This is a genomic window from Amycolatopsis nalaikhensis (assembly GCF_030264295.1).
GTDB lineage: Bacteria > Actinomycetota > Actinomycetes > Mycobacteriales > Pseudonocardiaceae > Amycolatopsis > Amycolatopsis nalaikhensis.
Genome location: NZ_CP127173.1, coordinates 9,129,226 through 9,149,084 on the forward strand (window position 1 = coordinate 9,129,226; position 19,859 = coordinate 9,149,084).

At 71.7% G+C, this 19,859-nt stretch carries 16 protein-coding genes and 2 pseudogenes; 2 read left to right on the forward strand and 16 right to left on the reverse strand.

Features of this window, described 5'->3' with window-relative positions; translation table 11 throughout:
- Position 1: 1 nt before the first annotated feature.
- Positions 2 to 2,236 (reverse strand): catalase/peroxidase HPI, encoded by a 2,235-nt coding sequence (gene katG / locus QP939_RS44300; RefSeq protein ID WP_285452822.1) that lies wholly within the window; start codon positions 2,234 to 2,236, stop codon positions 2 to 4.
- A gap of 26 nt (positions 2,237 to 2,262) precedes the next feature.
- A complete protein-coding gene (locus tag QP939_RS44305; protein WP_285452823.1) occupies positions 2,263 to 2,694 on the reverse strand; it encodes a Fur family transcriptional regulator in 432 nt (143 codons plus the stop codon).
- Positions 2,695 to 2,870: 176 nt separating this feature from the next.
- Between QP939_RS44305 and QP939_RS44310 the strand changes: the two genes are divergently transcribed.
- Positions 2,871 to 3,215, forward strand: coding sequence for a hypothetical protein (locus QP939_RS44310; protein WP_285452824.1), 345 nt, complete (start codon positions 2,871 to 2,873; stop codon positions 3,213 to 3,215).
- 519 nt (positions 3,216 to 3,734) lie between these two features.
- Here the strand turns inward: QP939_RS44310 and QP939_RS44315 are convergent.
- The 7 genes and pseudogenes from QP939_RS44315 to QP939_RS44350 form a co-directional block, all read right to left on the reverse strand.
- On the reverse strand, positions 3,735 to 4,655 hold the full coding sequence (locus QP939_RS44315) for a hypothetical protein (RefSeq protein WP_285452825.1): 921 nt from the start codon (positions 4,653 to 4,655) through the stop codon (positions 3,735 to 3,737).
- A gap of 106 nt (positions 4,656 to 4,761) precedes the next feature.
- Positions 4,762 to 5,796 (reverse strand): xanthine dehydrogenase family protein molybdopterin-binding subunit, encoded by a 1,035-nt coding sequence (locus QP939_RS44320; protein WP_352249062.1) that lies wholly within the window; start codon positions 5,794 to 5,796, stop codon positions 4,762 to 4,764.
- A 154-nt stretch (positions 5,797 to 5,950) separates the two neighbouring features.
- Positions 5,951 to 6,934, reverse strand: a pseudogene (locus tag QP939_RS44325) (xanthine dehydrogenase family protein molybdopterin-binding subunit); the annotation flags it as partial.
- A complete protein-coding gene (locus tag QP939_RS44330; protein WP_285452826.1) occupies positions 6,931 to 7,929 on the reverse strand; it encodes an FAD binding domain-containing protein in 999 nt (332 codons plus the stop codon). The gene QP939_RS44330 and the pseudogene QP939_RS44325, both read right to left, overlap by 4 nt.
- The gene (locus QP939_RS44335; protein WP_285452827.1) at positions 7,929 to 8,417 is read right to left on the reverse strand and encodes a (2Fe-2S)-binding protein; all 489 of its coding nucleotides are present in this window, start codon (positions 8,415 to 8,417) and stop codon (positions 7,929 to 7,931) included. Before QP939_RS44335 ends, QP939_RS44330 begins: the two co-directional genes overlap by 1 nt.
- A gap of 14 nt (positions 8,418 to 8,431) precedes the next feature.
- A pseudogene (locus QP939_RS52335) lies at positions 8,432 to 9,488 on the reverse strand (IS110 family RNA-guided transposase).
- 289 nt (positions 9,489 to 9,777) lie between these two features.
- Positions 9,778 to 10,662, reverse strand: a complete 885-nt coding sequence (locus QP939_RS44350; RefSeq protein WP_285452829.1) for a helix-turn-helix domain-containing protein — start codon at positions 10,660 to 10,662, stop codon at positions 9,778 to 9,780.
- A gap of 94 nt (positions 10,663 to 10,756) precedes the next feature.
- Between QP939_RS44350 and ligA the strand changes: the two genes are divergently transcribed.
- Complete coding sequence (ligA, locus tag QP939_RS44355; RefSeq protein WP_285452830.1) at positions 10,757 to 12,748, forward strand: NAD-dependent DNA ligase LigA; 1,992 nt, start codon at positions 10,757 to 10,759, stop codon at positions 12,746 to 12,748.
- Here the strand turns inward: ligA and QP939_RS44360 are convergent.
- The 7 genes from QP939_RS44360 to QP939_RS44390 all read right to left on the reverse strand — a co-directional run bounded on the left by QP939_RS44360 (position 12,745) and on the right by QP939_RS44390 (position 19,810).
- Positions 12,745 to 13,971: an alpha/beta hydrolase family protein gene (locus tag QP939_RS44360; RefSeq protein WP_285452831.1), complete on the reverse strand. Its 1,227-nt coding sequence runs from the start codon at positions 13,969 to 13,971 to the stop codon at positions 12,745 to 12,747. The genes ligA and QP939_RS44360 overlap by 4 nt on opposite strands.
- On the reverse strand, positions 13,968 to 14,216 hold the full coding sequence (locus QP939_RS44365; RefSeq protein ID WP_285452832.1) for a hypothetical protein: 249 nt from the start codon (positions 14,214 to 14,216) through the stop codon (positions 13,968 to 13,970). The genes QP939_RS44360 and QP939_RS44365 overlap by 4 nt, the downstream gene beginning before the upstream one ends.
- Positions 14,213 to 14,863 (reverse strand): VOC family protein, encoded by a 651-nt coding sequence (locus tag QP939_RS44370; protein WP_285452833.1) that lies wholly within the window; start codon positions 14,861 to 14,863, stop codon positions 14,213 to 14,215. The genes QP939_RS44365 and QP939_RS44370 overlap by 4 nt, the downstream gene beginning before the upstream one ends.
- A 264-nt stretch (positions 14,864 to 15,127) precedes the next feature.
- The gene (locus QP939_RS44375) at positions 15,128 to 15,859 is read right to left on the reverse strand and encodes a TetR/AcrR family transcriptional regulator (RefSeq protein WP_285452834.1); all 732 of its coding nucleotides are present in this window, start codon (positions 15,857 to 15,859) and stop codon (positions 15,128 to 15,130) included.
- Complete coding sequence (locus QP939_RS44380) at positions 15,856 to 16,620, reverse strand: maleate cis-trans isomerase family protein (protein WP_285452835.1); 765 nt, start codon at positions 16,618 to 16,620, stop codon at positions 15,856 to 15,858. Before QP939_RS44380 ends, QP939_RS44375 begins: the two co-directional genes overlap by 4 nt.
- Entirely contained in the window at positions 16,617 to 18,281 is a 1,665-nt protein-coding gene (locus tag QP939_RS44385) for a (2,3-dihydroxybenzoyl)adenylate synthase (RefSeq protein WP_285452836.1), read from the reverse strand. Before QP939_RS44385 ends, QP939_RS44380 begins: the two co-directional genes overlap by 4 nt.
- Positions 18,278 to 19,810 carry an FAD-dependent monooxygenase gene (locus tag QP939_RS44390; RefSeq protein WP_285452837.1) on the reverse strand — a complete coding sequence of 511 codons (1,533 nt, stop codon included), beginning with the start codon at positions 19,808 to 19,810 and terminating at the stop codon, positions 18,278 to 18,280. The genes QP939_RS44385 and QP939_RS44390 overlap by 4 nt, the downstream gene beginning before the upstream one ends.
- Positions 19,811 to 19,859 lie beyond the last annotated feature (49 nt).

The following is a 19,859-nucleotide window of genomic DNA, read 5'->3' on the forward strand; positions in this document are numbered from 1 at the left end:
CTCAGACCAGGTCGTACCGGTCGGCGTTCATCACCTTGGTCCACGCCGCCACGAAGTCGCGGGCGAACTTCTCCTTGGCGTCGTCGCTCGCGTACACCTCGGCCAGGGCGCGCAGCTCCGAGTTGGAGCCGAACACCAGGTCGGCGCGGGTGCCCGTCCACTTGACCTCGCCGGTGGCGCGGTCACGGCCCTCGAAGGTCTCCTGGTCCTCCGAGGTCGACTTCCACTCCGTCTCCATGTCGAGGAGGTTGACGAAGAAGTCGTTGGTGAGCTTGCCCGGCGTCTCGGTGAGCACGCCCAGCGGGGACTGCTGGTAGTTCGCACCCAGCACGCGCAGGCCACCGACCAGGACAGTCATCTCCGGCGCGCTCAGGTTCAGCAGGTTCGCGCGGTCGAGCAGCAGGTACTCCGACGGCAGGCGGTGGCCCTTGCCGCGGTAGTTGCGGAACCCGTCGACGGTCGGCTCCAGCGGCGCGAACGAGTCCGCGTCCGTCTGCTCCTGCGTCGCGTCGGTGCGGCCCGGCGTGAACGGCACCGTGAGGGTGACGCCCGCGTCCTTCGCGGCCTGCTCGACGGCGGCGACACCGCCCAGCACGATCAAGTCGGCCAGGGAGATCTTCTTGCCGCCGGTCTGGGCGCCGTTGAAGGACTCCTGGATGTTCTCGAGCGTGCGCAGCACCTGCGCCAGCTGGTCGGGCTCGTTGACCTCCCAGCCGCGCTGCGGCTCGAGGCGGATGCGGGCACCGTTGGCGCCGCCTCGCTTGTCGCTGGCGCGGAACGTCGAGGCCGACGCCCACGCGGTCGAGACGAGCTGGGCGATCGTCAGGCCGGAGCCGAGCAGCTGCGCCTTGAGGGACGCGACGTCGGCGTCGTCGACCAGCTCGTGGTCCACGGCCGGGACGCGGTCCTGCCAGATCAGCTCTTCCTGCGGCACCAGCGGGCCGAGGTAGCGCTGGATCGGGCCCATGTCGCGGTGGGTCAGCTTGAACCAGGCGCGGGCGAACGCGTCGGCGAACTGGTCCGGGTTCTCGTAGAACCGGCGCGAGATCTGCTCGTAGACCGGGTCGACGCGCAACGCCAGGTCGGTGGTGAGCATGCCGGGGGCGCGGTTGAGCTTGCCGTCCTCGGGGTCCGGGACGGTGTTCTTCGCCTTGTTGTCCTTCGGCGTCCACTGGTGGGCGCCGGCCGGGCTGGTCGTGAGCTCCCACTCGTACTCGAAGAGGTTGTGGAAGAACCAGTTGCTCCACTGCGTCGGTGTCGGGGTCCAGGTGACCTCGATGCCGCTGGTGATGGCGTCGCGGCCCTTGCCGGAGCCGAACGAGTTCTTCCAGCCGAGGCCCTGCTCCTCGAGAGAGGCGCCTTCCGGCTCGGGGCCGACGTGCTGGTCGGGGTCGGCCGCGCCGTGGGTCTTGCCGAAGGTGTGGCCACCGGCGATGAGGGCGACGGTCTCCTCGTCGTTCATCGCCATCCGGCCGAACGTCTCGCGGATGTCGCGGGCCGCGGCCAGCGGGTCCGGGTTGCCGTTCGGGCCCTCGGGGTTGACGTAGATGAGGCCCATCTGGACCGCGGCGAGCGGGTTCTCGAGGTTGCGGTCACCGCTGTAGCGCTCGTCGCCCAGCCAGGTGCGCTCGGGGCCCCAGTAGACGTCCTCGTCCGGCTCCCACACGTCGGCGCGGCCGCCGGCGAAGCCGAAGGTCTTGAAGCCCATGGTCTCCAGGGCGCGGTTGCCCGTGAAGATCATCAGGTCGGCCCAGGAGACCTTCTTGCCCCACTTCTTCTTGACCGGCCACAGCAGCCGCCGCGCCTTGTCCAAGTTCCCGTTGTCCGGCCAGCTGTTCAGCGGCGCGAAGCGCTGCATGCCGGCGCCCGCCCCGCCGCGGCCGTCTTCGACGCGGTAGGTGCCGGCGCTGTGCCACGCCATGCGGATCATGAACGGGCCGTAGTTCCCGAAGTCGGCGGGCCACCAGTCCTGCGACGTGGTCAGCACCTCGTCGACGTCCTTCGCGAGCTCGTCGAGGTCGACGGTCTTGAACTCGGCGGCGTAGTCGAACCCGTCGTCCATCGGGTTGGCGACGGCCGCGTGCTTGCGCAGGATCTTCAGGTTGAGCTGGTTCGGCCACCAGTCGCGGTTTCCGGCACCCTCGGTCGGGTGGTTGCGACGCCCGGCCGAGACGGGGCAGCCGCCCGCGGCCTCTTCGTTCAACTCGCCAACTTTGGCGTCAGCACTGTCAGACACTGGAATCCTTCCGGGACAAAAGGTGTTCAGGAACTCGGCGCGGTGGAGCAGTCGGGGCACAGGCCCCGGTAGACGACCTCGGCTTCGTCGATCACGAAGCCGTGGGCGTCCGAAGCGGTCAGGCAAGGAGCACTGCCGACGGCGCAGTCGACGTCGGCGATGGCCCCGCACGACCGGCACACGACGTGGTGGTGGTTGTCCCCCACGCGGGCCTCGTACCGGGCGACGGAGCCGGGCGGCTGGATGCGCCGCAGCAGCCCCGCTCCGGTGAGTGCCCGCAGGACGTCGTAGACGGCCTGGTGGGACACTTCCCCGAGGTGGTCCCGCACGGCCCCGATGATCGAGTCGGTGTCGGCGTGCGGGTGGCCGTGCACCGCGGACAGCACAGCAAGGCGCGGCCGCGTGACGCGCAGGGCGGCGTCCCGCAGCATCCGCTCGAAGTCCGTGGTCGTGGGCACGGCGGCGAGTCTGCCGCATTTTCTGGAATGAATCAAGATTAGCTACCCGACTGGGTAGGCGTGTCGCACCCGACCCGGTGAGGTGAAGATCACCAGACACCTCGTTTACGCCGCTCAGAGCGGGGTAAACGTCCGCCGTTCAGGTTGCTTCACCGCTTCCGCCCAGGAGTCATCCGATGACCAGCGTCTTGACCGACGGCCGCGAGAACCCCCATCCGGTGCCGGGACCTCGCCACCGCCCGGTCGCGCCCGACGCGCTGACGGAGCTGGCCCGCCTCGCGGCGCTGGCCGAGCTCGCCCGGCGCGCATCGCCGTCCCTCATGCACCAGGCGGTCCTGGCCGGCGCTAGTCCGGTGAAGGTCGCTGCCGCCGCCAAGCTGGATGTCGCCGAGGCGCACGTCCGGTGGCATGCCTGGGCTGACGACAGTGTCGGCCTTGAGGAGTATTTGCGTGTGCATACCGCGTTCGCGGATGCCGTCGTTGTCTGTCATGCGGCTATCGAGGAGGAGCTGTGCCCGTGAGCACTGGGGAGACGACGCTTGCCGACCTGGAGGCGCTGGGTGATGCGGCCGATGAGCTGCTGGCGGAGATCAGCGAGCAGCTGGCGGCGCGGTCCAAGCTGAGTTCGTGACGCGGCCGCCGCAGTCTTTTTCGCGTTCGTGAACCGGCGGCCGGCAACGCAAAGCAGGCACGACATCACCAGACCTCCCCCGCCCCTCGTCCTCGCCGCCCTTCAGTCGACGGTTGAGCTTGTCAAGGCACGCTTTCCCGCCTTGACAAGGTCAACCGGCGGCTGAACACTCCGCGAGGAGGGGCGGGGGATGTCGGGCCCGCCTTCTTTAAAGACATGTCCTCGCCGGACGGGCAGGCTCTGGGATGGCCGGGGCTTCGTAGTCCCGTTGCGTTCTCGTGGGGGCCGCTGGGTGGTCATCCCGTCGCCTGATTGAGGCCTATCACTTTGAGCCAGGCCCGCAAGCCTCCGTAGCTAACTCACGTTGAAGAGGTAGTTGCGGGCCTGGCTCAAAGTGATTTTGACGGCCTCAGGCGACGGGATGACCACCCAGCTCCTCTTTTTCAACCCGCCTGGCGGCGGGCCATCTGCGCCACACCGCTACGTGGAGGATCACCGCCAAGCTCAACGCGTTCAGCGTTGTGTGCGTTGTCCAGCCCGGTACCAAATGCTCTGGTACCTCTGCCCACCTCGCCACCCATGGCACCACCCAGGACAACGCCGCCGTCAGCAGCGCCACCAGCGCCAGCACCAGCGTGCGGCCGGGCACTGGTCCTAAACGAACTCCCGGCCATGCCTCGAACAGCATTGCCACCACCAGTACCGACGCGATCGCCGCGCCCGCTATTGCCGCGATCTTCTCCGGTGGGGCCGCGAAATACGTTGCCCACGCACATGCGATCACCGCGACATGCGCGACGGACAACCTGACCGCGCGGCTTCGGATTCGGGCGAATGGCCATCCTCTCAGCGCCACGTACCAGACCATCTGCCATGCGCCCAGTACCGCGAACCACGCCGCGAACTCCTCGCCCGGCACCAGGCCCGTCTCGACCAGTCCTGAATAGACTCCCCAGCCCGCCGCCCAGCACACCGCCAGTGCCGCCACTCCCGGCCAGCGCGTTCCTCGGCCCCTCAGTGGCCAACCTTCGCCCACCAATGTCAGCTGCAGCATCAACGTGAAGATGCCCGCCGCCAACGGCACCGATGCCGTTCCGGTCACCGCCCGGCCCAGCAAGGTCAGCACCGCTCCCCCGGCCGCCACCAGCGCCGTGTCCGAAATGCCTGGCCAGCCTCCTCTCAACAGGCTGCCCGGCCAGTCCTCCCACCAGAACGCGATCATCGCCACGATCGGGAGCGCGAACGTCACGAACGGCCCGAGCGCTTCCAGCGTCGGTACCGGGCCTCCCGCTCCCGCCGCCAGCAATGCCGTCACCGGCAGGACGAACACCAACCCTCGTAGCCCTCGGTGGGGCTGGGCCCGGCGGATGCCTTCCAGCTCCGCCGGGCCCAGTGCGTCCGGCCTGCAGACCGATGGCCGGTCGTCCAGGTCCCGGCTAGAGGACGTCATCGAGGCGGATCGGCAGGCGGTGGTGGCGCCGCCCGGTCGCGTGGTGGACCGCGTTCGCCACCGCCGCCGCGACTCCGACCATCGCCACCTCTCCCAGACCCTTCACCCCCACCGGGTTGAACCGCAGGTCCGGCTCGTCCACGAAGTCCACATCAATCCGGCCCACGTCCGCGTTGACCATGATCGGGTACTCCTCGAGCGTCGAATTGAGGAAGCCGCCGAACCTCGGGTCGGCCAGGCTCTCCTCGCGCAACGCCCCACCTATGCCCCACACCACGCCGCCGCGGACCTGGCTCGCCGCCGTCACCGGGCTCGCCACCCGGCCGCAGTCCACCACGCTCACCACCCTCGGCACGCGGATGCGGCACGTCGTCGGCTCCACGCGGACCTCCACGAAATGGGCGATCCAGCTGAACGTGCTGAACTCCGGGTACACCGGGCCCGAGATCGCCAGGTGGCCGGCTTTCGCCTGGTCCACCGCCTCGGGCGGCTGGCCCGGCCCGAGCGTGGCGGCCTCGACCTCCACCGGGTGCCCCACGCGCTCGACCGCCGCCGCGACGTCGACCTCGCCCGTGTCCGCGACGTCCAGGTGCTTGCGCAGCTCCCGCAGGCCCGCGTGGACCGCGGGCAGCGCCGAAGCCGTGCCCCACGATCCAGCCGTGAGGTGCTGGGCCGCGTACCGGGTGTCGCCGACGCGCACCTCGACGTCGCTCGCCGGGATGCCCAGATCGCCCGCCACCAGCAGCGCCACCGCCGAGCGGATGCCCTGGCCCATCTCGTGGCCGTCTACGCCCACCGTGACCCGGCCGTCCGCCGTCGCCGTCACGTGCGCGACCGCCGGGACGATGCTGCCCGGGTAGTTGCCCGCCGCGACGCCCCAGCCGACCAGCGAACCGTCGTCCGCGCGCATCGAGCCCGGCTCCGGGTTCCGGTCGGCCCAGCCGAACTTCTCCGCGCCGCGGCGCAGGCACTCGGCCAGGAACCGGGTCGAGAACGGCCGCCCGGTCACCGGGTCGGTCATCGTGTCGTTGGCCAGCCGCAGCGCGACCGGGTCCTGGCCGGTCGCGTACGCGAGCTCGTCGACCGCCGACTCGAACGCGTACGCCGCCGAGCTTCTCGAACGGCGCCCGCATGTAGCCCGGCGTCTGGACGTCCGTCTGCACCAGGCGGTGCCGGCCGCGGAACGCCGGGAACCCGTAGAGGCGCGAGGTGACCTCGGTGTGCATCGCCGGGAACAGGTCGTGCCGGGACGTCTGCTGGTCGACCTCGTGCACGGCGGCGAGGATGCGGCCGCCGGCGTCCGCGCCCAGCCGGACGTGGTGACGGGTCGCCGGGCGGAAGCTCCCGTTGTGGAACGTCTGCGTGCGGGCCAGCACCAGCTTCACCGGCCGGCCCAGGCGCCGGGCCACCAGCGCCAGGGGTCCCAGGTGCGGCTGCAGCGAGTTCTTCTGGCCGAAGCCGCCGCCGACGTACGGCGAGCGGACCTCGATGTCCGCCGCGTCGAGGCCGAGCTGCTGGGCCAGCCCGTGCCGGAGCGCCGCCGCGTTCTGCGTGCCCTCGTGCACGATGAGCTTGCCGTCCCGCCACTCGACGACGCCGCCGTTCAGCTCCATCGGGACCGCGTGCTGCGCCGCGTGCTCGTAGGTGCTGTCGATCCGCACCGGGCTGGCGTCGACCGCCGCGTCGGCGTCGCCGACCTTGATGTCGGCGAGGAACGGCAGCGGGATGGCTTCTTCCTGGACCAGCGTGGTCGCACCTTCGTCGCCCAGGTGGACCGCGAAGGCTTCGGTCTCGTACTCCGCGGTGACGAGCTCGGCCGCCTCGGTCGCGGCGACGAGCGTGTCCGCCACGACGAGCGCGATCGGCTGGCCGCGGTACGCGATGTGGTCGTCCACCAGGGGCTGCAGGCTCTGGAAGGAGAACCCGCCGCCCATGATGAAGCCGGGGCCGCGCAGCTCTTCCGCGTCGAACCGGGTCACGACGAGCACGACCCCCGGCACGGCTTCCGCCGCGGCGGTGTCCACCCGCGACACCCGGCCGCGGCCGATCCGGGCCAGGGCGAGCGTGGCGTAGGCGACGCCGTCGGGGACGCGGTCGGTGCCGTAGGCGGCCCGGCCGGTGACCTTCTCGTAGGCGTCGACACGGCGCGTGTCGGTCATCGGGTGGCTCTCTCCCCGGCCATGCGCACGGCGTCGGCGACGGTGCGGATGCCCAATTCGACTCGGAATCCGTTGTAGGTGCCGGGCCGCGCGCCGGCGAAGGCGATTTCGCCGGCGTGGCGGGCGGCCTCGGCGGTCAGCGGCGCGCCGCGCAACGCGCGTTCGGCCTCCTCTGCCCGCCAGGGCCGGGTGGCCACGCCGCCGAGCGCGATCCGGCAGTCGGCGACCGCGCCGTTGGCCACGGTCAGCGCGACGGCGGCCGACGCGAGCGCGAAGGCGTAGGACTCGCGGTCGCGGATCTTCAGGTAGGTGCTCCCCCGGCCGGCCGGCGTGGCCGGGACGCGGATGCGGAGGATCAGCTCGTCGGCGTCGAGGACGTGCTCGCGCGTCGGGTCGTCACCCGGCTCGACGTGCAGGTCCTTGAGCGGCACGGTCCGTTCCCCGCGCGGGCCGACGACGTCGACGACCGCGTCGAAGGCGAGCAGCGCGATCGCCCAGTCACCCGGGTACGTCGCGATGCAGGCGTCGCTCGCGCCGAGCAGGGCGTGCGTGCGGTCGTGGCCTCCGAGCGCGGCGCACCCGCTGCCGGGTTCGCGCTTGTTGCAGGGGAACTCCGGGCCGCCGCGGAAGTAGCCGCACCGGGTGCGCTGCAACAGGTTCCCGCCGACGGTCGCCATGTTCCGCAGCTGCTGCGACGCCGCGCGCCAGAGCGACTCGGACAGCGCGGGGTACTCGGCGCGCACGACCGGGTGGTCGGCGACGTCGGCCATCCGGGCCCCGGCCCCGAAGACGAGCTCGTCCGGGCCGGTCTCGATGGTCGTCAGCTCCGGCAGCCGGTGCACGTCGACGACCGCGGGCGGGGTCTCGATGCCCAGCTTCATCAGGTCGTAGAGCGTGGTGCCGCCAGCCAGCACCTTGGTACCGGGCGCGGCGTCGCGCAGCGCGTCGACGGCGGCACCGACGGTGGCCGGGGCGACGTAGGCGAAGGGACGCATCAGCTCTCCCCCTTCGCGGCCTCGGCGGCCTGCCGGACGGCGGCGACGATGCCGACGTAGGCACCGCAGCGGCACAGGTTGCCGCTCAGGTACTCGCGGATCTCGTCGTCGTCCCCGGTGTGGCCTTCGGCGATGCAGGCCAGCCCGGACATGATCTGGCCGGGCGTGCAGTAGCCGCACTGCAGCGCGTCGTTGTCGACGAACGCCTGCTGCAGCGGGTGCAGCCCGCCGTCCGGGCCGGCGACGCCTTCGATGGTGGTGACGTCCTGGCCGGCGGCCTGCACGGCGGGCGTCAGGCAGGACACCACGCGGCGCCCGCCGAGGTGCACCGTGCAGGCCCCGCAGTGGCCCTGGTCGCAGCCCTTCTTGGTGCCGGTGAGGCCGAGCCGTTCGCGCAGCACGTCGAGCAGCGACTCCCGGGGGTCGACGCCGAGCCGCACGGCCTCGCCGTTGACCGTCGCCTCGACGGTGGTTTCTGGAGTGGACACGCGTTGCTCCTATGTCAAGCCGCTGTGGGGAGTGCGGCTGTGCGGGGTGTGGTGTCGGTTCGGAGGAGGTTGAACACGACGCGGGCGAGGCGTCGTTTGAGGGCGCGGAGTGCTTCCATGGTGGTGTCTCCGTTGCTGCGGCGGTGTTGGTAGTAGGTGCGGCCGGGGCCGGTAAGGCGGATCTGGGTGACGGCGATGCGGTGCAAGGCGGCGTTGAGCTGACGGTTGCCGCCGCGGGCGAGGCGGTGGCGGGTGGTGTTGCCGGAGCTGGCGGGGATGGGGGCGACACCGGCGTGCATGGCGTAGCAGGCTTCGGAGCGGAACCGGGTCACGTTCGCGGTCTCGGCGACGATTTTGGCTGCGGTCAGCGCGCCGCAGCCGGGCAGGGCGAGCAGCTGCGGTGCCTGCTGGGTCATGCGGGTCGCCAGTTCGCGTTCGAGCGCGTTGATGCGGACGGTGAGGTCGCGGATGTCGGTGACCAGTTCGGCGGCGATGCGCACCACCATCGACGCCGGCTGCCGGGCCAGCCACGCGGTGAGCCGGTCCAGCTCGCAGCGCCGGTCCAGGCCACGGGCGGCGGGATCGAAGCTCGGGGTCGAGTTCGTGCAGGTGCCAACGCAGCCGGTTCTGCATCCGGGTGCGGGTGGCGACCATGTCCTCACGGTGGTCGACCAGCAGCTTCACCTCCCGCGAAGCCTCATCGTGGACAGCAGCCGGCAGGTCCGGCTCCCGCAGCGCCGCTCGCGCGATGGCCAGAGCGTCGATCGGGTCGGACTTACCGCGGGTCCTGGCCGCCGACCGCGCGCCGGCCATCAGCTTGGGCGCTACCCGCACCACGGTCTGCCCCGCACCCAGCAGCGCCCGCTCCAGCCGGGTCGAGACGTGCCGGCAGTCCTCCACCGCGAACCGCGCCTGCTGCGATGGCCACTGACGCAATGTCCAGCGCAACAGCTGCCGGTGGCCGGCATCCGTCGCGCGGACCGTCTTCTCGCCCAGCTTGCGGCCGACCTCGTCCACCACGACCGCGGTGTGGGTGTTCTTGTGGACATCGATACCCAGCATCACCACCATGGGGATGGTCTCCTTCCAGCTCGAAGGGACGGCTGGGCCGGCCGGCGGACACACCTCAGTGAGGGGCGCTGCCACGCTCCTATCAAGTCACGCCGGCCGGCCCCGGCTCACCGGTGACCGGCACAACGCATGATCGCCAACCCACGGGCGGCAGCGACGCTACGAGCCAGATCACCAGCGGCCAGGATCCCAACCACCGCAACAGCGGCAACATCACCCTGACACTGAGGCGACGCTAACCCGCGCGCCGGCGGGGGCGCCTTCCTGTGATTGCTACCGGGGACGCCGTTTATTGCGCCGGTCCGCGCACCGCCGTCCGGTACGCCGACGGCGACTGTCCGATTTGGGCACGAAAGGCCGAAGCGAACCGCGAGGGCGTGGCGAACCCGCACGCCTGCGCGATTTCCGTGACCGACAGGACACCGCGTTCGAGGTGGCGGCAGGCGCGTTCGACCCGGATCCGGGTCAGGTACCGGTAGGGCGTCTGGCCGGTGGCGGTCTTGAAGACGCGCAGGAAGTGGAAGGTGCTCAGGTCCGCCGCGGCGGCCATGTCCGCCAGCGACAGCGGGAGGTGGTGGTTGTCCCGGATGAACTGGACGGCCCGGCGGGTCCGCAGCTCGTCGCGGCCGATCTCCCGGGGTGGGGGCGCTACCGCGTGCCGGGTGAGGAGGTGGACGGCGAGGAACGTCGCCGCCGATTCCGCGTAAAGCTCGTCGGCTCCGGCCAGCGCTGCCGCGCCGAGGGCTTCGACCACCGAGGCCAGGACGGGGTCTTCGACCGACAGCGCGTCCGGACGGCCGAGACGAGCGGCGTCGCGGCCCCAGAGGTCCAGTGCCGTGCGGTCGATCAGGGGGCCCGGGAGGTGTATGTGCGTCGTCGCGGTGCGTTCCGGGCCGCGCCAGCGGAGCCGCGTCGGGTGGCCCGGTGCGGTCAGGCCGATCGAGCCCGGGACATACGCCGCGCGTCGCCACGTCGCTCCGTGGTGTGACTCGATCGTGGTGGTGCCGCGGGTGACCAGGACGATCACCTGGTCCGGGCCCGGCGGCAGGTCCAGCTCCGCCTCTTCCGCGTTGTCGAGCAGGCGCACCTGCAGCGAAGACCAGCCGTTGTCCCGGCGGCTGCACAGCCTCACGCGGGCCGCCGGGCCCGGGTCTTGGGTCAACGCTTCGGACACGTCTCGACAGTAACAGCCGGTTTCCCGGATGGTCCGGGTTCGAAGGCCGTCCCTTTCAGGCGGATTGTCGGTGGCTACCGGTAGCGTTCCTCCCGTGGACGCTCGGGAACGCATTCAGGAACTCGCCGATCGGATCGTCGCCCTGCGCGACGCCTACTACCGGGGCTCGCCCCTCGTCGCCGACGCTGAGTACGACGCCGTCGAGGATGAGCTTCGGGGGCTCGTCGAGGCTCATCCTGAGCTCGCTCCCGATCCCAACCCGCTCGAGCAGGTCGGTGCGCCCTCCGTGCTGCACGCTCCCGTGCGGCACTCCCGGCCGATGCTCTCGCTCGAGAAGGCGACCAAGCCCGAGCAGGTCGTCGCCTTCTTCGATCGGTTTCCCGGGCAGCCCGTCGTCGTCATGCCGAAGCTCGACGGGCTCTCGCTCGCCCTCGTCTACGAAGACGGGCGGCTCGCCCGGGCCGTCACCCGGGGGGACGGCACCACCGGAGATGACGTCACTCCGCTCGTTCGGGCGCTCACCGATGGGGTCCCTGAAAAGCTCGGTGCTTCCGGGCGGGTCGAGGTTCGGGGTGAGGCCGTCATGCTTCGCTCCACCTTCGCCGCCTACAACACCGCGCACCCCGACAAGCCGCTGATCAACCCGCGCAACGCCGCCGCCGGGACGCTGCGGGCCAAGGATCCCGCCACCGTCGCCGAGCGGCGGCTTCGGTTCTTCGCCTTCGATCTCGACACCGAACCCGACAACGCCGATGCCGATCTCGGGGCCGCCCTGCACAGTCTCGGCTTCACCGCCGCCGAGATGCGGCGGTGTGCCGATGCCGCCGAAGCCCAAGCTCGGATCGGGGAGATCGAACGGCAGCGCGACTCCCTCGACTACGACCTCGACGGTGCCGTCATGCGGCTCGCCGACCGGGACGCCTACGCCGCCGCCGGGACCCGGTCCAGCTCTCCCCGTGGCGCCCTCGCCTACAAGTTCGCCGCCGAAGAGAAGACCACCGTGCTCGCCGACGTCGTCTGGGATGTCGGGAAGACCGGGAAGATCGCTCCCGTCGCCTGGCTCGAGCCCGTTTTCGTCGGCGGGACCACCGTCACCCGGGCCACGCTCGCCAACCAGGAGGTCATCCGGGCGCGGGGCATCAAGATCGGGGACACCGTCCTCGTCCGGCGGGCCGGCGACGTCATCCCGTTCGTGGCCGGGGTGCTCGACGAGTCCAAGCGCACCGGGGCCGAACGCGAGATCGTGCCGCCCAGCACCTGCCCCTCCTGTGCGCAGCCGCTCACCGAGCAGGGCAACAGCCGTGAGCTCTTCTGCACCAACGTCGCCTGTCCCGCCCAGACCGTGCGGCGGCTGATCCACTGGGCCTCGCGGGCCGCCGCGGACATCGATGCCATCGGGGGCGTCTGGATCGAACGGCTCGCCGAGTCCGGCGATCTCGAGCACCCCTCGGACTTCTACCGGCTCACCAAGGAGCGGCTGCTGGAGTTCGACCGCATCGGCGAAGTCTCGGCCACGCGGATGATCGAGTCGATCGACGCCAGCCGCGGGGTCGGGCTCCGGCGCGCCCTCATCGGCCTCGCCATCCCGATGGCCTCGGAAGGCACCGCCGCCCGGTTGTGCCGGGCCGGCTTCGGGTCGCTGGAAGACGTCGCCGACGCCGGGGTCGAAGGACTCGTCGCCGTCGACGACATCGGGCCGAAGGTCGCCGCCTCGCTCATCGAACACCTCACCCGGCTGCGGCCCGAGCTCGAACGGCTGCGGGAGCGGGGCGTCTCCCTCGACGTGCGCGAAGAGGACCTTCCGCCGGTCGTCGCGGCCGGAGCGCCGCTGGCGGGCAAGACCGTCGTCGTCACCGGGGCGATCAGCGACCCGCGGTCCGGGGAGAAGGTGCCGCGCCCGACTTTCCAGCGGCTCTGCGAGAAAGCGGGCGCGACGATCGCCTCGTCGGTCTCCGCGAGCACCGACCTGCTCATCACCGGCGCCGACGTCGGTGCCGCCAAGCTCACCAAGGCCGAGAAGCACGGCGTCGAGGTCGTCGACCAGGGTGAGATCTGGCAGCAGCTGATCGCGGCCGGGGTCGTCTAAGCCAGCTCGAAGCGCTTCCCCAGCCACGTCACGATCTCCGCGGCCGCCAGCTCGTTGCCCGTCGGCTCGCCCTCGGCGATCGCGCCGCCGAAGTGGCGGCCGCGGACGGTGGCCGTCGTGAGGTCGTCGGCGCCGAGCGCGTCGATCATGCGACGGGTGTCGGCGGGGAACGCCGCCTGGTCGCCGGTCAGCTCGACGAACAACGTCGGTGTCGTGACGCCGGGTGCGCACCGCACGAAGTCGGCGTTCGAGCTGAGCCCCGACCACGTCGACAGCCACGCCTCGGGAGTGGTCAGCCTGCCGAAGCCGACCTGGCCGTAGTTGATCAGGTCCGGGCGTTTGCCGAACAGCGACCCGTACGGGCGCTCGCTCGGGTCGAGGGTCAGGTCGACCGTGCGGGGGTCGGCGTCGGTGCGGAACACCGTGATGATCTTCGGGGCCAGCGACCGGCGGCGGTCCGCGGCCAGGCCGGACGCCTTGAACGCCGACCGCGCCTCGGCCGCGCGGGCCAGGTGCTCGCGCGCGACCGCGTCGATCCGCGCGACGCGGTCGCGTTGGGCCGCGCGGTAGCGGGTCAGGAACTCGGCCGAGTAGGCCGAACTCCGCGGTGGTTCGGCGAACCCGTTGGCCGGGTCGTAGGTGTTCAGCTCCGGGACCACCGACAGCGGGTCCGCCTCGTCGGCGACCGACGGGTCGATGCAGCTCAGCAGCAGCTTGCCCTGCCCCGGGTGCGGCGCGAGGAACACGACGCCGTCGGCGAGGGGCATCCGCGCGTCGGCGAGCTTCGTCGGCCGTCCGCCGGGGGTCGCGGCGATGCGGGCGCCCGGCGGCAGGGCCGCCTGTTCGAGGTAGAACGCGAACAGCGTCCCGCCGCCGGAGTGTCCCAACAGGACGATCGACGCGAAGTCTCGCTCCCGCAGGAACTCCTGGCCCGCGGCGACGTCGAGCAGGGCCTGTTCGTGCACCAGGGTCAGGTCGTTGTTCACCGACCGGGTGTGCTGGGTCCACACCGCCGCTCCGGCTTGCAGCAGCAACGGCACGAGCGGGTGGTGCGTGACATCCTGGCGCGGGTGCGTCAGGCAGACCACCGTGCGCGCGCCGGGCGGCACGGCCAGCACGCCGCGCACGGTCGCGCCGTCCGCCGTCGTCAGCTCGTGCACCGACGTCACCACCTCGGGCGGCCGCTCCCCCGCCGCCAGGTAGCGGCCCGCGCCGAGGCTCACCGCACCTCCACGCGCAGAGCGTCCTTGTCGTGCTGGGTGATGTGGCTGTCGCGCGAGACGCCGGCGACGCATGAGTACCAGACGGCGTGGCGGCAGCCCGTGGCGCGGCGGTCGATCACGATCGGCCCGTCGGCCCGGATCTCGAAGTACGGCCCGACCCGGCCGACGGTGACGGCGGCGTCCTCGGCGGCGACCTTCGCGACCGGTGTGTTCTCCGGGACGTCCAGCACGTACAGCGCGGTCACCGGCCCGCCTCCCGCCCGGTGCGGGCCAGCTCCCAGTCCGCCGCCCTCTCGACGATCAGCTCCGCCTTGCGCGCCAGCAGCTTCCCGAAGGTCGGCTCGGGCTCGGCGACGACGTCGAGCAGCGCGTCGATGGTGATGTTCGCGTCGAGGTCCTCCTGCGGGGTCACCGGCCGCATCGCGCGGGTGATCTCGAACATGTACCCGTTCGGGTCGTGGGTGTAGATCGACTCGATGGTCTCGTGCTGGATCTGCATTTCGACCGGCCAGTCGCTCGCGTCGAGGCGGCGGCGGTACTCCAGCAGGTCTTCCTCGCTGTCGACGTGGATGGCCAGGTGCCGCGAGCGCACGAAGAAGTCCGGCACGTCTGCGGTGAACCGCGCGTAGACGTCGCCCTTCGCGCCGGCTGCGCCGCCGACGCTCGGCTCGGTGCCGAAGTAGTAGAAGAACGCGATCCGGTCTTCGTTGCCGATGTCGAAGAAGAAGTGGATGAAGTCCGGGTGGTCCTCGGGTCCCCAGCCCGCCGCGCAGATCGAGTGCACGACCGGGAAACCCAGCACGTCCCGGTAGAAGCGCACGGTCGCGGCCGGGTCGAAGGTGGGGAACGCGACGTGGTCGACGCCGGCGACCCGGTGGTCCAGCTCGGTCATGGGTGCCTCCAGAGACTCTGTCGTTCTGTGTCCGACGCTACGCGGGTCTCGACGATCGCGTCAATAGTTCGACACATGTGACGACGACCATGTGAGGCCCCAGCGCCCCAATGTGGCCTTCGGTGCGTGAGACGCACCGAAGGCGGCCTTCGGTGCGTCAGACGCAACCAAGGCCGCCTTGGGGCGCTGGGGAACCGGGCTCAGGTGACGGCACGCGAAAGGCCCCTCCACCCGCGGGCGAAGGGGCCTTCCGAAAAAACTCGGTCAGGAGCCGATGATCCGCTCCAGGTGGTCGAGGTCCTGGCGCAGCATCTTCAACGCGGCCGCCGGCGTGCCGTCCGCCAGCGCGCGGTGCTCGTCGCGCTGCAGGCCGCCGATCGCCATGTCGCCCAGCTGCTCGACCACGTCGTCGACGCTGTCGCGGCCGCCCGGCTGGAACCACCATGACACCCAGTTGCCCATGCCCAGCACGCCGAGCGCCGCGATGCGGGAGTCGACCGGGCGGAACACGCCCGCCCGGACGCCGTCGTCGATCGCGGTCGCGATGATCTTCAGGATCGCGCGGCGGCTGTGGTCGTACGCCTCCGTCAGCTCGTCGGACAGGTCGGCCTCCGAGCGCATCAGCAGGCGGAACCGCTCGGGCTGGGACGCGCGGTGGCGCACCACGACCTCGACGATCCCGCGCACCTTCGCGACCGGGTCGAGCCCCTCGGTGGCGACCAGCTGCTGGAGGTCGTCCAGCGGGCCGTTCGTCACCTCGGTGACCAGGCGCGCGAGGAGCTCTTCCTTGCTCTTCACGTAGTAGTACAGCGCGGGCCGCGAGATGCCGAGCGACTCGGCGATGTCCTGGAGGCTGGTTCCGGCGAACCCGCGTTCGGCGAACAGGCGCGTCGCGTGCTCGTACAGCTCGGACTCGACCAGCTCGCGGCGGGCCGTGCCCACGCGGCCGGTCTCGCCCTTCTTGCGGGACTGCGCCCGCGGTGCCTTGCCGCTCATGACGGTGATGGTAGAGGGGCGGACAGCAACCGCCCGGCACCGGTGAGCGCGGGTGTCAGGCCGAGGTGCCGCAGCAGGCTGTACGCCCCCGCGGTCGCCGCGGACAGCACCGGCAGCCCGAATTCCTCCTCCGCCGGGGCGACCAGTGCCAGCGACGGCATCTGCACGCACGCCGAGATGACCAGCGCGTCCGCCCGGGCGAGGTCGAGCCCGCGGGCGGCCGCCAGCACGCGGTCGCCGGGGATGCAGCCGACTTCCGCGTTGTCCGCGACCTCGAGCGCCGCCCAGTCCACGACCTCGAAGCCCTCGGCCTCCAGGTACGCCACGACCTGCTCGGCCAGCGGCCGCAGATACGGGGTCACCAGGGCGATCCGCCGCGCGCCGAGGGCTTCGAGCCCTTCGACCAGCGCTCCGGCGCTGGACAGCACGGCGGGGTTCCGGCCACGGGCAGCGAGCTGCTCGGTGACGGCTTTTTCGGTGCGCTGGTGCTCCCCCGGTCCTTGGGCCATCAGGGCGACGAGGCACGCGTAGAGCAGCGCGTCGACGCCCGCGTCGGCGAGCTCGTCGACGCACCGCTCGCGCTGGGCGTTCATCGCGCGCAGCTCCTCCGGCGAAACCTGGTGCATGCGCATCCGGCTGGCGTGGAAGGAAAATCGCGTATCCTTGTGGCGGGCGAGCAACGCCGGGATCTCGGTCTCGACGGTGACGTTCGAGCTCGGCACCACCAAGCCGACGCGGTGCAGCGGACGGGGGTCGGTCATCGGGTGCCTCCGGTGGTCACGGCTTCGGCCGCCAGTTTCGCGGTGATTTCGGCGTGCAGGCGTTTCTTGTCGATCTTGCCGACGAGGGTGCGCGGGATCGCCTCGACGTTCTCGACGCGTTCGGGCCACTTGAACTTCGCGACGTCCAGCTCGGCGAAGTGCCGCCGCACGTCCTCGAGCGTCAGCGGCGCGCCGTCGGCGACGACGAACGCGCAGGTCCGTTCGCCCAGGCGCGGGTCCGGCATGGCGACCACGGCCGCCGCGCTCACGCGGGGGTGCCGCAGGAGCAGCAGTTCGACCTCTTCGGCGTTGATCTTCTCGCCGCCGCGGTTGATGAGGTCCTTGATGCGGCCTTCGATGGCGACGCATTTCTCCCCGCCGTGCGCCTGCACCACGGCGAGATCTCCGGTGCGGTAGAAGCCGTCCGAAGTGAACGCCTGCTTGTTGTGCGCCTCGGCGTCGAAGTAGCCGCGCAGGGTGTACGGGCCGCGGCAGCACAGCTCGCCGACCTCGCCGTCGGGCAGCTCGGTTTCCGTGCCGGGCTCCAGGATGCGGACCTCGTCGCGTTCGGACAACGGGGTGCCGACGGTGGTGGCGCGGGCGGTCCGCGACGCGCCGGGACGAGTGGTGAGGAACAGGCCTTCGCCCATCCCGAACAGCTGACCCGACCACAGCCCGCGGCGCTCGAGGTCGTCGAACAACGCGGCGGGGACCTTCGAGCCGGACAGGACCACCTGCGTCACCGCGGCGGCCACGGCCTCGAACGCCGGGTGCTCGACGGCCTTGAAGTGCCCGTGCCCCAGCAGAACGTGGGTGGCGCCCGCACGAGCGAGCAGGGGCAGCGACTCGTCCAGGTCGGCGGTGCCGAGGACGAGGCACGCGCCGACGCTGTGCGGGCCGTGCACCGCGCACACGATCCCGGCGTTGTGGATGATCGGGATCAGGTGCGCGACGCGGGTTTCCGCCGTCCAGCCCCAGCTTCCGGCGTAGGCGCGGGCGTTGTACCAGTACTCGGCGTGCAGGCGGGGAATCACCTTCGGCACGCCCGTGGTGCCGCCGGAGAGCTGGAACACCGCCACGGCGTCGGCGTCGATCCCGGCCTGGATCCGGTCCACGGTCCGGCGCGCCTCGGCCGGATCGACGTCCTGGCCCAGGGTTTCCACGGCCACGCCCCGGTCGTCGTCCCCCGCGCCGAGGGTCAGCACGTGCCGCAGCGTGGGGTGTCCGTCGCGCTGGCGGACGGCGAACTCGACGAGGTCGAACCCGCGCGTGCCCGCCTCGACGAGGTGCGCCCGCGCCCCGACCCGGCGGCTGATCTCCCCGATCTCGTGCCCGCGGTGGGCGGCGAGCGTGGCCACCGGCACGAGCCCGGCCTTCAGCACGCCGTACCAGGCGACGATCGCGCCGAGCCGGTTGGTGACCTGGAACAGCACCGGGTCGCCCGGCACCAGGCCGAGGCGGTGCAGCCCGGCGGCGAGCCGGTCGGCGCGCTCGTCCAGCTCGGCGAACGTCAGCTCGCCGTCGAGCGCGATCACCGCGGGCCGCAGCGGGTGGACGCGGGCGACCTCGCGCAGCTCCTGCGCGATCGTGCGGGTCCCCCACAGCCCGGCGTCGCGGTAGGCGCGGCGCAGTTCGTCGGGATAGCCGACCAGCTTGCTCATGCCGGCTCCCCCGTCAGGGTGACCAGGTCGGTGCGGCCGCTGACCAGCCCGGCGGCCAGGTCCGCGGCCAGCGCCGCGGGGCCTTCGACCACGACCAGCCCGCCCGCCTCGGTGCGGACGCGCTCGGCGACGTCCAGCCGGGTCAGCACCGAGGGACGATCGTCGGGGCCGGTGACGCGGAACCCGGGCGCGCCCTGGGCACGGGCGTGCCGCGCTCGGGCGACGACGGCGTCGCCCCGGGCGTCCCACGGATCGGTGACCACGCACTCCATGGTGACCAGCTCCGCGGCCGAGCGCCCGGCGCGGCGGTCCGGGAAGCGCCCGCCGTCGTGGTCGAGGGGCTGGTCGAGCACCCACCGGACGACGTCCCCGTCCGGTGGCGCGCCCGGCGCGTAGCGCGCCAGCGCGGCGGCGACGAGGTCCGGAGCCGTCGTCGCGAACCGGTCGAGCGGGACGTTGCCCGCCCGGGTCATGTAGGCGACCATCAGCCGTTCGACCGGCAGGTCCAGCCGGGCGGGGAACGACTCCCACCACAGCTGGCTGCGGCGCGCGAGCTCCTGCAGCCGCTCGACCGCCGGGCGGCGGGCCGTTTCGTACCGCTCGAACGCGGTCTCGATGTCCGGCGACGAGCGCAGAGCGTCGACGAGCCCGATCGCGTCCTCCATCGCCAGTTTCGTGCCGGAGCCGATGGAGAAGTGCGCGGTGTGCGCGGCGTCGCCGAGCAGCACCGTGCGGCCGTGCGCCCACCGTCCACAGCGGACGGTCCGGAACCGCAGCCAGCGCGTGCGGTTGCCGATCAGCGGGTGGCCGCGCAGCTGCTCGGCGAAGACCTCTTCCAGGTAGCGCAGGGACTTCTCGTCCGACTCGTCGGGCGGGGTCGCCTCGGTCGTGGCGTCGAACCCGGCGGTGCGCCACGTCCGTTCGTCGGTCTCGATGAGGAACGTGCTGCGCCCGCCGGAGTACGGGTAGGCGTGCGTGACGAACGTGCCGTACTCGGTGCGCACCGGCGCGAAGACGGCGTCTTCGAGGGCGAAATCCGTGCCGCACCACAGGTACAGGCCCCGGCCGACCTCGGTGTGCCCCTCGAACGAGCCGGACTCGCGGGTCGCGCTGCCGACGCCGTCCGCGGCGACGACGAAGTCCGCGTCCAGCTCGGCGGCGTCGCGGCGGACGCCGAACTCGAGCCGCACCCCGGCTTTTTCGGCGTGCTGCTGCAGGATGGCGAGCAGCTCGGTGCGGGCGACCCCGATGAGCCGGTCGTTGCGGACGCGCGCGGTCCGGCCGCCGACGCGCATGGTCATGTCGTGCCGGGTGCCGGCGGCCACCAAGGCCCGCAGGGTGTCCGGGTCCGCCGCGGCCAGCTTCCGCTGCGTGCCCGCCGCCAATCCCACGCCGAACCCGAACGTCGCGTCCGGCGTGCCCTGCTCGTGCACGGCCACCTCGCACGACGGGTAAGCCAGCTTGAGCAGGCGTGCGGCGTAGAGCCCTCCCGGGCCCCCGCCCAGCACGGCTGCGCGTTTCGGCTGCATGCAGGGCCTCCCAACTCTGTCTCGACTCAACTGTCGAGTATTCGACGCC